Source organism: Blastocatellia bacterium (assembly GCA_035573895.1).
Taxonomy (GTDB): Bacteria; Acidobacteriota; Blastocatellia; order HR10; family HR10; genus DATLZR01.
In genome coordinates this window covers 15456-30578 of record DATLZR010000035.1, presented here as the reverse complement: position 1 = coordinate 30578, position 15123 = coordinate 15456, and the positions used below count along the sequence as shown (strand labels likewise).

Here is a 15123-nt window from a genome sequence, read left to right as displayed (position 1 = left end):
GAACGCACGGATGTTCTCAGCCTGGTGACAACGGTCACGGGCAAGCAAGGGTTGCGTCAGACTCAACTTTTCGTCATTCGGCTCAGGACGTTAGGATGAGGCCACGACCGCTCCGCACAGTAGGTCGTGGCTTTGTCACATTTATTCCACATTGAGAGAAGGACACACAAAGTATGGTATTACGAGAGGCATTAGAATTAGGAGGCCGACAGCTCAAGATTGAAACCGGACGCATCGCCAAGCAGGCCGATGGAGCGGTTCTCATCAGCTATGGCGATTCGATGGTTCTGGTCACGGCTGTGGCTCAGCGGGAGCCCCGCGCGGGAGTTGATTTTCTCCCGCTCACGGTGGATTACCGGGAGAATAATTATGCCGCCGGGCGCATCCCCGGCAATTACTTCCGGCGGGAGGGCAAACCCACTGAAAAAGAGATCCTCACCAGCCGGTTGATTGATCGGCCCTTGCGGCCACTCTTCCCCAAGGGGTTTACCTGCGAGACGCAGATCATCGCCATGGTTGTCTCGGCGGATATGGAGAATGAGCCCGACATTCTGGGCATTACCGGAGCGTCGGCGGCCCTCTATTTCTCCGACATCCCGTTTGACCGACCGGTGGCCGGCGTGCGCGTCGGATTGGTTGACAATCGCTACGTGCTCAATCCGACGTACGAACAGATGCGTCAATCGTTGCTCAATCTGGTCGTCGCCGGAACCGAAGACGCAATCGTGATGGTCGAGGCCGGAGCCAAAGAGGTGTCGGAAGAGGTCATTGTCGAGGCTCTGGTCTTCGCCCATAACGAGATTCGGAAAGTGTGCGCCTGGCAACGGGAGCTTGGCGAAAAGCTCGGCATCACGAAACGGGAAGTGACGGTCACGCCGCTGGACCAGGAGGTTCTGCAAATAGTCGAAGACCGCTGGTCGGCGGAACTGCGACAGGCGCTCGATGTCAGCACCAAGACCAAACGGGAAAGCCAGCGGGCCGTCGAGGACTTGACGAAGCGCGTCATCGAGAGCTTCCCGGAAGATCAGCCGGAGAAACGGCAGATGGCGGTGCGGGCGCTGGAGTATCTTCAGGAGCGAATCTTCCGCGACAGCATCTTGAACCTCCGGCGTCGGCCTGATGGTCGGCGTTTCACCGAGATTCGTCCGATTGAATGCGAAGTCGGGGTCCTGCCCCGAACTCACGGCAGTGCCCTGTTCACGCGGGGCGAGACCCAGGCGCTCGTCACGACGACCCTGGGGACGCGTGAAGATATTCAATACCTGGATGATCTCGAACAGGGCGAGGTCCAGCGCCGGTTCATGCTCAATTACAATTTCCCCCCCTTCTCCGTGGGCGAGGTCGCTCGTTTGGGGGCACCGGGCCGACGGGAGATCGGACACGGGGCCCTGGCGCATCGCGCCCTTGATCCCGTCCTTCCCTCCGAGGACGTCTGGCCGTACATCATTCGCGTCGTCTCCGAGATCACAGAATCCAATGGATCCTCCTCGATGGCGACGGTTTGCGGAGGGAGTCTCGCGCTCATGGATGCAGGCGTCCCCATTAAGGCGCATGTGGGCGGCATTGCCATGGGCCTGGTCATGGAGAATGACAGCTATGCCATTCTCACCGACATCGCTGGAGCAGAAGACCACTTCGGCGATATGGATTTCAAAGTCGCGGGAACGCGCCAGGGCATCACCGCTTTGCAGATGGATATTAAGATCAGCGGCGTGGATGCCGAGATCATGTACCAGGCGCTGGAGCAGGCCAAAGAGGCCCGCATGATCATCCTCGACAAACTCGAGCAAACCATCGCTCAGCCGCGTCCCGACATCAGCCCCTACGCGCCTCGCATCTTCACCATTCAGATTCCGCCGGAGAAGATTCGGGACGTTATCGGGCCGAGCGGGAAGGTCATTCGCGGCATCGTTGATAAGACCGGCTGCAAGATTGATATTCTGGAGGACGGCCAGGTCCATATTGCCTCTACTAATAAGGAGGCCGCCGATCAGGCCATTCAGATGATCAAGGACCTCACCATGGAGATCGAGGTGGGGAAGGTCTACATGGGGAAGGTCTCCCGCCTCACCGAATTCGGCGCCTTCGTGGAGATCACTCCGGGAACGGAAGCCCTGCTCCATATCTCGGAGGTCGCTGACTATCGGGTGAAAGATATTCGGGATGTCCTCAAAGAAGGTCAGATCATCAAGGTGAAATGCATCGCCAACGATGGTCAGGGGAAGATTCGCCTCAGCCGCAAGGCGCTGCTCAAGGACGAGCGCGAGCGTCACGAGCAAGCTCCCCGGCGTCGGGTGGATGATCGGGCGCGACGATCTCGGCGCTAGTGTGCGGGCGGCACCGGTGATCAGGTCCATCGGCACTGCGATTGTGAGCCTGTTCCTGCTCGGCCCCGGGCTTGGAGTCGGGAGTCTCTGTCGCACTTCCGGGAGGGTGAGCCATTTTCCGCCGGAGGTGACAGGAGACTCACGCATCATTCTGCCGATCGGTGAGAAGCTGAGTTACTCGGTCTCCTGGGCGAACTTCCTGACAGCCGGTCAGCTCACGACCGAAATCAAACAACGCGGACGGTTTTTTAATCGCGAGGGACTGCACCTGACGTTGACTGCCGAATCCGTCGGCCTGGTCAAGGTCTTCTTCCTGGTCGAAGATCGGTTCGCTTCCTATGTGGATCCGGCGACCCTTCTTCCTTATCGCACGGAACTGTTCATCCGCGAGGGGAAACGAAAAACCGAGCGCGTCACCTTTCTGGATGGAAAAAGACGGCTGGCCCGGTTGAGTCCCGGTCGAACCGTGCCGATCCATCCGGAGACGCGCGATCTCGTGGCTCTCCTTTACTACCTGCGCACGCTCGATCTGACCGAGGGCAAGAGCTATCGCCTGCCGGTTCTTCACGGGAAGGATCGCTTTTTCGTCCACGTCCGTGCGGCGCAAACGACGGAGGTGACGGTCCCGGCGGGACGTTTTGAGGCGACCGAGGTGATCCTCATGATTGAAGACACACCGGGTCAGGTGAGCGATGCCTATCGCCTCCGAATGTGGCTGTCGCGTGATGACCGGAGGCTGCCCGTCCGCATCAGCGGTCGCCTCGAATACGGAGACGTTCGCGCCGAGCTAACAGATATCTCAACGGTTGCCGGGGAGAGTCGGTGACCCGTTTCCCCATAGGGGATCGGACAGATGTTCACCGTGCGACAAAAAGAGCGGAGATATTTCGATCTCCACCCGCGCCGGCGCGAAAGGTTGCGCGACATCGTCGGAGGACTGCAGGTGGGACAGTGAAAGAGAAAACCATCCTCATGACGGCGACCGATATTCGTCGGGTCATTTCCCGGCTGGCATCGCGGATCATCGCTGATCATCCCCGAAACGACGAGATCATCCTGCTCGGTATTCGCACACGGGGCGTTCCTCTGGCCGAACGGCTCGCTCGAAAAATGGCCGAGTCGCATGGAGTTCATGTCCCGGTCGGGGCTCTGGACATCACGTTCTATCGGGATGATCTGAGTCGCATTGCTCCCCATCCGATCGTTAAGAAAACGGACCTGCCGCTTGACATCACAGATCGAACCGTCATCCTGGTGGATGATGTTCTCTACACCGGACGGACGATTCGTGCCGCTTTGGATCATCTGATGGACTACGGGCGACCCCAGCGGGTGCGACTGGTCGTGCTCGTAGATCGGGGGCACCGCGAATTGCCCATCTGCCCCGATTATGTGGGGAAAACGATCACGACCGAGAAAGGCGACATCGTGCATGTCATGCTCGCGGAATCTGACGGCGTGGATCAGGTCGTGCTCGTCCGGCAGGGGGAGAAACACGGCTTCATCGGTGAGAGGTGACTGCGATGGGAGACAGACCGGTTTCTCCTGATCCCGTTCCCACCTTTCGCCATAAGGATTTGCTGGGAATTCGGGAGCTGACGCCCGAGGAGATCACCCTCATTCTCGATACGGCAGAAGCGTTTCACGAGGTCTCGCTCCGCGAGATCAAGAAGGTTCCCACTTTGCGGGGCAAGACGGTGGTGCATCTGTTTTTTGAGCCCTCGACCCGCACGCGCACGAGTTTCGAGATTGCGGCCAAGCGATTGTCGGCCGACACCGTGACCATTTCGGTGGCCACAAGCAGCGTGGTCAAGGGGGAAACGCTCATTGATACGGCCCGCACGCTCGAAGCCATGGCTCCCGATGCCCTCATCATTCGTCACCAGAGCGCGGGCGTGCCCCATCAACTGGCCGAGCGGTTGGCCATTCCCGTCATCAATGCCGGCGATGGGGCTCACGAACACCCCACGCAAGCGTTGCTCGATGCCTTCACCATCCGTCAGCGCAAGGGGAGGATCGCGGGACTGAAGGTAGCCATCGTCGGCGACATCCTGCATAGTCGTGTCGCTCGCTCCAATACCTACCTGCTGACGAAACTGGGAGCGCGCGTCTTCGTCACCGGACCGTTGACGCTCATCCCTCCCGCCTATGAGCGATTGGTCGAGGAAGGATTGACGGTCACCCCCCGCCTGGAGGAAGCCCTCGAGGGAGCCGATGTCGTTATGGCACTGCGCATTCAGCGAGAGCGGCAGCAGGAATGTTTCTTCCCCTCGCTCAAAGAATATGCCGTTCGCTTCGGTCTGACGCCGGAACGCCTCCGGCTGGCCAAGGAGGATGTCATCATCCTTCATCCGGGGCCGATCAATCGGGGCGTCGAAATCTCCTCCGAAGTGGCCGACGGTCCCGCCTCGCTCATCCTCGATCAGGTCGCCTACGGTGTGGCCGTGCGCATGGCCGTTCTCTATCTCCTGATCGGAGGCGAGAAGAAAACGCCTTCCCCGTAAGGGACCCAGACCCTGAGTTCCTCCCTTGAAAATCCCTTGGGAGCGCACGCCTCCGGCGTGCTCGGTGAGCGGGCTCCCCACGGGCGCTCTCAGATTTTCCTCGTTCATGGCGAACGTCCGGTTCATGAGTGATTCCCGCGAGAATTTCCCCACCGATCGTCGCGAAGGAGCAAGGAGAAGGCTTCTCATCTGCGCAAATCCGTCACGATCTCCGGAGGAGGCCACAGATTTCACCGATTTTCACTGGGACAGACCAATCGCTGAGAGATTGTGCGATCTGTGGCATTTTTCGGGAGAATTATTCGCGGAACGCAGCCTGTCGCCCAGAAACGATGAGAATCTCACCTCAGATCAACGCGGATTGATGAGACGACCCGCGTTCATCCGCGTCCGCTCGTGGTGGCTTTCGTAAGGAGGTTATTCCACCGTCACTGACTTGGCCAGGTTTCTCGGCTGATCCACATCGCAGCCGCGCAACACCGCGATATGATAGGCCAAAAGTTGCAGGGGAACGATCGCCAGGATGGGCAGGAGGAGGTGCGGCACCGTCGGGATTTCGATGATGCGGTCGGCGACTTGACGGACGTCCTCATCGCCCTCGCTCACAACCCCGATGACGATCCCATCGCGTGCTTTCACTTCAACGATGTTGGCGAGCGTCTTCTCATAGAGCACGCGCGAAGCGGTGGACTCGGGATCACGAGGATTGATGGCGACGACCGGGAGATGTTCGTCAATGAGAGCATTAGGACCGTGCTTCATCTCGCCCGCCGGATAGCCTTCGGCATAAACATAACTCAACTCCTTCAACTTCAGGGCTCCTTCGAGGGCGATGGGGTAATTGATCCCGCGACCGAGAAAGAAGAATCCTGAGGCGCGGAAGAACTCGCGGGCGAGTGCCATGATACGATCATCCTTGGTCAACAATCGTTCGAGATGCGAGGGGACGGTCAAGAGAGCCGCGAGGAGGCGTTGGGCGTGTTCGTGGCTGATTTCCTCCCGGAGCCGTCCCAGAGAGAGCGAGAACAGCAGCAGCGCGACAAGCTGGGTGGTGAACGCCTTGGTGGAGGCGACGCCGATTTCCGGTCCGGCGTAGGTGTAGATCGTCCCGTCCACTTCGCGCGTGATGGTCGAGCCACGAACATTGCAGATGGCCAGTACGCGCGCTCCTTTTCCTCGAGCTTCCCGGACGGCGGCCAGGGTATCGGCCGTCTCCCCCGACTGACTCACGGCGAGAACCAGCGTGCGATCGTCCAGGATCGGATCGCGATAGCGAAATTCGCTCGAATAATCCACCTCCACGGGGATGCGCGCCAGTGCTTCGATCATGAACTTGCCGCAGAGGGCTGCATGCCAGCTCCCGCCGCAGGCCACCAGGCGAATGCTCCGGAGCTGTCGCAGGTGATCTTCTGACACATCGAGGTCATCCAGCACGACGCTCCGCCGATCCGAAGAGATGTAGCGCGCGAGCGTCTCGCGAACGGCGCGAGGCTGCTCGAAAATCTCCTTGAGCATGAAGTGGGGGAATCCTCCCTTTTCCACTGAAATCGGATCCCAGCCGATGCGCTCGACCGGCAGCGTCACCGTGTTCCCGTCGAAGTCGCTGATGCGCACGCCCTCGCGAGTGATGACGCCCAGATGATGATCGCCCAAAAAAACCACATCCCGCGTGTGGTAGAGTATGGCCGGAGCATCCGACGCGACGAAATATTCATCGCGCCCGACGCCGATCACCACGGGTGATCCCTCCCGCACGACAATCAGTGTGTCCGGCAGATCGGCGGAGATGATGACGAGGGCGAAGATGCCCTCAAGTTCGCGGACGGTTCGTCGCACCGCCGCCTCCAGCGGCGATCCGTCGGCACTGTATTTCTCGATGAGATGGGCGATGACTTCCGTATCGGTATCCGTTTTGAAGACGTGGCCTTCGGCAGCCAGGGTGTTCTTCAGCGTGAGATAGTTTTCGATGATGCCGTTGTGCACAACGGCGATGCGCCCGGTGCAATCGCAGTGCGGGTGAGCGTTCTGTTCGGTCGGACGGCCGTGAGTCGCCCAGCGGGTATGACCGATGCCGTAGGTGCCGTCGAGCGGATGCAGTCGCACGACCTCCTCGAGATTTCGCAGTTTCCCTGCCGCGCGTCGGACCTCCAGTCGCCCCCCACCACCGACGGCGATCCCGGCGGAGTCGTACCCTCGATACTCTAATCGCCGCAGTCCACCCAAAAGCAACGGGACGATATCTCTATTCCCGACATACCCGATGATACCCGACATGGCTTCCCCTCACGACCAAAGTCTCTCGCAATGGTGCTCAAGCTTCTCCGGATTCTTTCGCCGATAAGGAGCGTCGTCAGGGCTCGACTTTTTTCTTCTCCACGGCGGGAACGCCGACGACGAGCGTCTTCTCCGGCACGTCGCGGATGACGACGGCGCCGGCTCCGGTGACCGCCCCGCGACCGACGCGCACCGGAGCCACCAGCATGGTATCACTGCCGATATGAACGTCGTCCTCGATGATCGTCCGATGCTTCCTCTTGCCATCGAAGTTACAGGTGATCGTTCCTGCTCCGATGTTGACGCGCTCGCCGATGGTGGCATCGCCGAGATAGGCCAGATGACGCGCCTTCGATCCTCGCCCCACGACCGATTTCTTCACCTCGACGAAATTGCCGATCACGACCTGATTGGCAATCTCGGCCTCGCCCCGCAGGTGCGCGAACGGGCCGATGCTCGCGTCATCGCCGATGCGGCTCTCGATCACGACCGAACTATTGTGAATCGTCACGCGATCCCCGACGCGGGAATTGCTGATGCGCGTCCAGGAATGAATCGTGCATTCCTGGCCAATGACTGTTTCTCCTTCGAGGATGACGTGGGGATAAATGACCGTATCCTGACCGATCTCGACGGTGTCATCAATATAGATCGTCGCGGGGTCATGAAGTGTGACGCCGCTCTCCAGCCAGCGGTGCGCGATCTCCTTCCGCAAACGGGCTTCGACCTCGGCCAGATCACGGCGCGAGTTGATGCCCACCAGTTGGTCAGCCGCGTGACACTCCCACGTCCCCACGCGATAGCCCAAACTCGTGAGGATGAGGGGGACATCGGTGAGATAGTACTCGCCCTGGCGATTGTCCGGCGTCAGCCGATCCAGTGAGCCGATGAGCGGCTTGCGGTCGAAACAATAGAGGCCGGAATTCACCTCCTGGATCGCCCGTTCTTCCTCGCTGGCGTCGCGGTCTTCCACAATGCGGACGAAGTCGCCATCCGGTGTGCGGAGGATGCGTCCATAGCCGCTCGGATCGGGCAGGTGCATGGTGACGATTGTTGCCACCTGACGCGCCTTCTGGTGATATTCGACGAGTTCCGTCACTGTCTCCGCCCGCACGAGCGGCATATCGCCCGACAAAACGACGAGCGGACCCTCCCCACGGGCCAGCGCATCACGAGCAACCATGAGGGCATGACCCGTGCCTTGCGGCTCCGGCTGGAGGACGAATTCGATCTGCGGCCGCTCTTCCGGCCTCGTTGCCTGAGCGCGCTCCCACCGCTGAACCTCGCGCTCGACAGCAGCCCGAACCTCATCAGCCTGATAGCCGATGATGACGATCACCTCCGAGGGCTTCGCCGCCAGAGCCGTGCGCACGACATAGGAGATCATCGGACGCCCGGCCAGCGGATGCAACACTTTGGCTCGGCGGGACCGCATCCGCGTCCCCAACCCTGCCGCCAGAATCACAATGGTTGGTGACATAACCGAATTCACTCCTTCCTGATGCGAGATGAAAAAGGCTCCCCGTCAGCGCCCATCAGACGCTGTCCGGTCCAGAGGCAATGGGTGCAACCGGGAGCGTTCACCTTTACCGGAGGAAATTATCACACGCTCGCTCCCGGAGCAAATCATCGCAATCCGATGCGCCCCGGCACGCCCACAGCCATGACGAAGAGCGCGCTCTTGTTGGCGGCGTGAGGGGAGAAGAAGTGGGTGACATCATCATCGTAGAAGGTCAATCCCGTTGCTCCCCGTCCGAGAGCGTAGGCCGCCAGATAGATTCGCCCCCCGATGAGTCCGGATTCGAGCTGAGCGATGCGATAGCCCCGGTTCCCGTATCGCTCAAGAATCCGCGAGAGATCCGTGAGAAAAAAGATCGTCGCGCTCGAGTCACCGCCCAGGTCCTGCTCCAAACAAAGATAGCGCGCGTCCCGGCGAAAATTGCCTTCGCGAAGACATTCAACGGCGCTTCTGTCCCTATGGAGATAATAGGCTCCCGGTGGGATTGTCTCGACGGCGTGAACGCTCAGATACAGGTCATTCGTCCAGGCCAGCGAGGGCAGAAAATCACAGGGGATGGCCGCCGTGCTCAGGGCGAGGATCGTTGACAGCTCCCTCCAGGTGATCGCTCGGTGGGCGAATCGTCGAGTTGAGGCGCGTCGCATGATGACCGACTCCAGTTCCTCGGTGGGAAAGCTCGACCGATCCAGCGGCTGAAGGGGAAGGAGCGATTGGTGAGGCTCTGCCGTCGGGGGAGAAAAATCTCCCTCTCGCCAGGCGGCCACATCCTCCGGCGACCGGAGCGATGATGCCTCGTGCATCTCCCGAATCAGCGGGTAATCCACCTGTTGCCGTGACAGAGGCATAACGGCCGCCGAGAGATCGGAGACGACCGGTCTCTCCGAAGCCGGGACAGCAGTGGAGTCCCGACCAATCGGCACCAGTGCCAGGGCCTTCTCCTGCTGCCCGTCGAGTCCGAGCAGATGATTCACCACCGGGTCGGCAAATCCGAGAACAATCCGGTAGGGAAGGCGATGCGCCCGTGCTGTTGCGCCCAGATTGGCCAGAATCATTCCGGCATCCCAATAGTGATACCGATAGGACCGATCACGATACTTCCAGGCACTCCGCCAGGTGATGGCCGTCAAAACGACGATCACTGGCGCGCGGGCAACGGAGGGCTCTTCGGCTGTTGCGTCAACGAGCACCGAGCGGTAATCGCCGGCTCGAAGTCTCCGGAGGGCGAAGTCAAGCGGGCTGAAATGATAGACGCCGGCCTCCAGCCCGGGCAGTTCACCGCAGACAAGATAGACCTCAATCGGATAAAGCGCCCCCGCACACGCCGCCGCGCGAAAGTAAATCTCTCCCCCCGGATAGCTCTTCTTCTTCGTCACACCGGCGGAATAAAAGAGCAGGTGGGCCAGCGTCGTTAGATCCGGACACCGGACCGTTTGATCGAGTCCGGCGGACGTACCTTCGTCCGCTTCCGCCCGAAGAGCCTCAAGAGCCGACACGCCCGTGGGGCGAACGTCTCGGGGCAGAAGAAGCGGTTCCAGATCACGATAGACCTTGAAGGGGAAGGGTTGATTCTCCCAATCGAGAAAGTGCGCGCTCAGCCGAACGCTCCAGTACGAGTGTTTGGTCGCCTCGTGATACCGGCGGGCTGTCTCGATTTGCCAGTTGAGCGTTGACGACGGAGATGATTCCATTTTCTTATCGTGAAAGCGTGATGGTGCCGTTGACCGTTTCGATTTTGATCGAGGCGTTCCCCTCACCGATCCTTCCCACCGCCTTCTTCCCTCCGATGAGCGGGATTTTCGTGACCGTCAGCGGGAAGCTCGGATCGGCCTCGATCTCGCCGTGCATCGTCTGAAGCACAAGATCAGCCGACGCCGGTTCCGGGAGGGTGATGTGAATATCCCCGTTGAGCGTTTTGGCGGCGATCTGCTTCACGGTCGCGCCCGATGCAACTTCCACGCGCGTTTCACCGTTGACCGTTTCCGTCGAGAGATCGCCTCCGACATCGAGAAGTTCGATCCCTCCATTGACGGTGGCAGCATCAATGCGCCCGCGCACGCCCTCGATTCGAATGGTCCCGTTGACCGTTACCACTCGGCGGAGGTTGGCGTCGTGCGGGAGCACGATCTCATAGTGAATTTCAGGCGACTCGCCCTTTTCCGGTTGCGTCTCGACAATCAACTCGCGTCCGCGGGAAATGATCGAAATCGGCGGCACGAGCCCCGGTGAGAGTGACCCTTCGATGCGGGCCGTGATCTGGGCTTTTGCTTCATCCCAGGTCGTAATCGCGATGCCACCGTTAATGTTTTTCACCGTGAGGATTCCATCCGGAGGAAAATCAACAAGGCGTTTGAGGATGGGCTGGTCTCCCACAAGACTTTCCACCGGCTGCGGCGGCTCCGGAGGTTCGATGAGGGCAGGGCGATGGCGCGGGCGTTCCCGCAACCAAAAAAGACCCGCTCCCACACCGAGACTTATGACGAAAAGACCAACGAGCACGATCCCTGCGATCCAGAGTCGTCTGCCCTTTTTCGGCGAGGGAACTGGAAAGGACGTCACACCCGGTTCGGGACCGACGTAGGCCGGGCCGGTAGGCCGACTGCGGTCGGCGACCGTGTCCGGCTTCGGCTCGATGATCTGCGTGGGAACATCATCAGCCCCGACTGCGAAAAGCGGAGTTCCACAATGACGGCAAAACCGCCAATCGTCACCAACGGGGGCCTGGCAGTTGTGGCATCTCTTCATAACATCCTCTTACCGTCAGATACGACGGCTATATCATAAACGATCCCACTGAGGAGAGGAACCGGCAGGAGATGCTTTGTCGGAATACGCTCATCCCCCCATCATCCACGGAGCATCGGGCGCAGAGAAGCTGATGAGCAGGTGGCATCAGCGAATCCGTCAGTCTGCGCGTGGTCTTCCGGATTTTTTGATGTTGTTGCGTCTGGCATCAAAGAAAGTAGCGCGTGTACTCTGTCGCAGACGTGGAGGTTCGCGCTACTTGAGCCAGGCCGGGGAGATCGTCACATCCACCTCCACGGGGACCGTCTTGATGAACTCTTGCCCGGCAGCCACCATCTGCTGGCGTACGACGGCGGCCGCCTCCTCGGCCTGAGACGCGGCTACTTCGACGACGATCTCGTCGTGGATGGAGTTGACGATTCGGGCGTCATAGGGTTTCAGCCCATCATGGACGAGGCGCATCGCTCGTTTGAGAATGTCGGCGCTCGTTCCTTGAATGGGCGCGTTCTTACCCAACCGTTGGATGGTCGCCACCTGCTCTCGATCAAAGGGATCGAAGCGGAAATTCCACAACCGGCCCGACTGGCTACGACTGTGACCAACAGCAACTGCTGTATCGCCGGCAGCCCGCAGCCATTCCGCGACCTTGCGATAGATGTCAAAGTAGGTGGCCATGAGTCGCTCGGCTTCGGCCACCGATGTCTCAATGCGGGCCGCAAGGCCGGCTGCCCCCATGCCGTAGGCCAATCCGTAATTGATCGTCTTGGCAATCGCCCGTTGCTCCTTGGTTACGGCATCCAGCGGAACTTTGAACATCAAACTCGCCGTCAGACGATGCAGGTCAATGTTGTTCAAGAAAGCTTCCAGCAACCGCTGGTCCTGAGAGAAATCGGCCAGAATCCTCAACTCAATCTGCGAGTAATCGGCGACGATGAGCATGCGTCCCGGCGGGGCGGCGAACGCGCGGCGCACCTCGGGCAGGTTGGGGACTTGCTGAAGATTGGGATCGCTGCAACTGTAGCGCCCGGTCGGCGTCCCGATCTGGTGAAAATCACCGTGTAGGCGTCCGGTCACCGGATGGAGATGATCGAGCAGGCTGCGGCCGTAGGTGCTGAGCAACTTCTGCACGCTGCGATACTCCAGCAGTGTGGCCACAATCGGATGATTTTTGAAGGGCAAAAGTTCCGCTTCCGTCGTCCCCGTCACCGGCAGACCCAGCCGCTGGAGTAGCTCGAGAACCTGTGGCGGACTGTTGAAGTTGATTTCGGCCCGACCGAAGAGATCAGTCGCGGGAAGTAATTCAGCCAGGAGTTCTTGCAAACGATCCTCCAATACTGTCCGTCGCGACTCCAGGTCCTTGACCAGCGCCTGCCAGGCTTCGCGATCAAGCGGCATGCCCGCCAGTTCCATCGCCGCCGTGGGCACGACCGCCTCGAATTCCAGCCGGGCCGCTTCGACCAACCGGAGTTGCTTGAGTTTCTCCACCATCACCCGACGGAGCGCGAGCAACACGCTTACATCTTCGGCGGCATATGCGAGCTGAGCCGGTGTTAACTCCAACCGAGACCAATCGCTCGTGCGCTGCGTCTTATCCACCGTTTGCCCCAGATACCGCCGCACGACTTCAACGAGACTATGCTTCTGACTCGTATCTCCGGCAGCGATCAATTGCGAGGCCAGCATCGTATCGAACAGCCGCCCCAGCTCAATCCCAAAGTGATGCAGGAGCATCTTGGCGTCGAACTTGGCATTGTGGAGGACCTTCACCGGCCGATCGGCCTGCAAAACATCCTTGATCGGGGTCAGAGCGTCGCCGGGCAGATTGAACAGGTCGAGGATATACACTTTGGTCGGGGTCGCCAGTTGCAAGAGTCGGATCTGGCCTCGATAGGGATCAAGCGCCGTTGTCTCGGTGTCCACGCCGATATGCGGATGGGTCGCCAGTTCGCGGCTGATTCGCTCCAGATCGGCACCGGTGTTGACCAGTTCGTACGTGTTCACAGCAAGCAATACGATACCCTGATTCCCTCAGAGTTTCCAGAGGTTAAGATGGTTTCGGTCGAGCGGGCCACTCATCTTCTCGACGGAGAAGGCTGTTCCAAATAGTTGGCTCCGTCGTGGCAGAGGTGCGGCCTCTTTGGATGTGTGACGGTGCACCGCCGAGAAGCCCCCACCATCTGCCGATAAATCGGGCATCGAGACGGAGAAAAATACGCCACTTGCCCGATTGCATGGATCGTCCATCATGCTAGAGTTCCTGGCGCAGGAGGATGCCATCTATGACACGTGTCAAACGGGAGAAAGGATCAATCTTCGTCTTGGTGACTGCCGGCATCATTGCTTTTCTGGGTGCGGTAGCGTTGTCGGTTGATGTGGGTTACCTCATGGTCGTGCGCAATCAACTTCAGAACGCCGCCGATGCGGCGGCCCTCGCCGGCGCCCAGGGACTCATGGCACAGCCGGGCAACTACACCGAAGACGGAGCCGCCGTGCGCTGGGCCAAGCAGTATGCGGCGGCTAACCGTGCCGACGGCCAGCCGGTGATCCTGGCCACGAACGAAATCTCGTTTCCTAAACCGGATGTCATCCTCATTGATATCCGCCGACCCGTCAGGACCTTCTTCTCTATGATTGTGGGGTTGCGGTCGGTACCGGTTCGCGTGGCAGCAGCCGCTACGGCCGCCCCGGTCGTCGGTGGCAGCGGAGGCTGGCGGCCGTTCTCGGCCCCCGATCAATTCGCCCACGGAAGCCAGTGTGTGACGCCGCTTGATGGCGATCATGGACCCTTCAATCCTAATTTGCATACCTGGAATGGAATTGAAGCAGCCGATTACTATCGTTCCCCCTACGATCCGAACCTGGCGGATACGGATGCCAGCACCTTTACCGATTGTAGCGGAGGCGCTCCTACGGGATTTATTGCTCCTCGCGATGTAGACGGACGGCTCGTGGAGTTGAAACTCGGCGCCGGCGGCAATGCCGGTGATGGTTCACCGGGGAATTTCTACCCCGTTGCATTGGGCGGAACTGGCGCGAGTAACTATGAGTACAACATTCGTCACGGCTGGGATGGAACGATTCGTGTCGGCGACATCCTCACGACCGAGACCGGCAATATGACCGGGCCGACCAAGCAGGGGGTTGACTACCTCATGAGCCTCGATCCTGGAGCCCGATTGGTGACGGGTCCCAACGGTCGGAAGTACGTCTGGAGCGATCGCTATCCGCCCAATGAGAGCCCGCGCATCGTCCCGATCGCGCTGTTTGATCCAACTGCTCCTCCCGGCAATGGACGCACGACATTTCGCGTGGCCAATATCGGCAGCTTTTTCATCGCTAGTGTGAGCGGCAGCCGCGTCTACGGCGTCTTCATCAATCGCCGTTTGCCTAAGGCCATTCGGGCGGACCGTACGACCTCTACATCGAGCAGTACGGCCGGCGCTGCGGGACGAATGCTGGGGACAGTCGAACTCGTCAATCCGGCAGAATTTCTCCAGTAGCTCATTCCTCCTTTGAAGCCGGAGAGGGGTGAATTCCCGGCCCCTCTCCGATTGTTCAAGAGGCTCCCCGGCGTGATTGTTCCAGGGTGTAGACCTAACGTCCAGTGCCGGTGAGTTTGTGCTCCCATAGGATTTTCGCCTCAGGAAGCCCGTTCTACCTACCCTTTCCCTATCGCAAGATATCCCTCTTAACTTGTTACGGCAACACCGAAGAGAGAAGGACTCCCAATCTTGCGGCAAAGATATTGGCGCAAGCC

At 59.8% G+C, this 15123-nt stretch carries 10 protein-coding genes; 5 read left to right on the top strand and 5 right to left on the bottom strand.

Annotated elements, in window-relative coordinates; all coding sequences use genetic code 11:
- Window positions 1-173 precede the first annotated feature (173 nt).
- From pnp to VNM72_04055, 4 genes are all read left to right on the top strand, one after another.
- A complete protein-coding gene (gene pnp / locus VNM72_04070) occupies window positions 174-2327 on the top strand; it encodes a polyribonucleotide nucleotidyltransferase (GenBank protein ID HXF04574.1) in 2154 nt (717 codons plus the stop codon).
- A gap of 106 nt (window positions 2328-2433) precedes the next feature.
- Window positions 2434-3153 carry a DUF3108 domain-containing protein gene (locus VNM72_04065; protein HXF04573.1) on the top strand — a complete coding sequence of 240 codons (720 nt, stop codon included), beginning with the start codon at window positions 2434-2436 and terminating at the stop codon, window positions 3151-3153.
- Between the two features lie 125 nt (window positions 3154-3278).
- The gene (gene pyrR, locus VNM72_04060) at window positions 3279-3845 is read left to right on the top strand and encodes a bifunctional pyr operon transcriptional regulator/uracil phosphoribosyltransferase PyrR (protein HXF04572.1); all 567 of its coding nucleotides are present in this window, start codon (window positions 3279-3281) and stop codon (window positions 3843-3845) included.
- A 5-nt stretch (window positions 3846-3850) separates the two neighbouring features.
- The gene (locus VNM72_04055; GenBank protein HXF04571.1) at window positions 3851-4831 is read left to right on the top strand and encodes an aspartate carbamoyltransferase catalytic subunit; all 981 of its coding nucleotides are present in this window, start codon (window positions 3851-3853) and stop codon (window positions 4829-4831) included.
- 417 nt (window positions 4832-5248) lie between these two features.
- Here the strand turns inward: VNM72_04055 and glmS are convergent, their stop codons facing one another.
- The 5 genes from glmS to VNM72_04030 form a co-directional block, all read right to left on the bottom strand.
- Window positions 5249-7105: a glutamine--fructose-6-phosphate transaminase (isomerizing) gene (gene glmS / locus VNM72_04050; protein HXF04570.1), complete on the bottom strand. Its 1857-nt coding sequence runs from the start codon at window positions 7103-7105 to the stop codon at window positions 5249-5251.
- Window positions 7106-7181: 76 nt separating this feature from the next.
- Window positions 7182-8585, bottom strand: a complete 1404-nt coding sequence (glmU, locus tag VNM72_04045; GenBank protein HXF04569.1) for a bifunctional UDP-N-acetylglucosamine diphosphorylase/glucosamine-1-phosphate N-acetyltransferase GlmU — start codon at window positions 8583-8585, stop codon at window positions 7182-7184.
- A gap of 146 nt (window positions 8586-8731) precedes the next feature.
- Entirely contained in the window at window positions 8732-10312 is a 1581-nt protein-coding gene (locus tag VNM72_04040) for a SagB/ThcOx family dehydrogenase (GenBank protein HXF04568.1), read from the bottom strand.
- 4 nt (window positions 10313-10316) lie between these two features.
- Window positions 10317-11366 (bottom strand): zinc-ribbon domain-containing protein, encoded by a 1050-nt coding sequence (locus VNM72_04035; protein HXF04567.1) that lies wholly within the window; start codon window positions 11364-11366, stop codon window positions 10317-10319.
- A 255-nt stretch (window positions 11367-11621) separates the two neighbouring features.
- The gene (locus VNM72_04030; GenBank protein HXF04566.1) at window positions 11622-13367 is read right to left on the bottom strand and encodes a DNA polymerase; all 1746 of its coding nucleotides are present in this window, start codon (window positions 13365-13367) and stop codon (window positions 11622-11624) included.
- A gap of 278 nt (window positions 13368-13645) precedes the next feature.
- Between VNM72_04030 and VNM72_04025 the strand changes: the two genes are divergently transcribed.
- Window positions 13646-14866: a pilus assembly protein TadG-related protein gene (locus VNM72_04025; protein HXF04565.1), complete on the top strand. Its 1221-nt coding sequence runs from the start codon at window positions 13646-13648 to the stop codon at window positions 14864-14866.
- Window positions 14867-15123 lie beyond the last annotated feature (257 nt).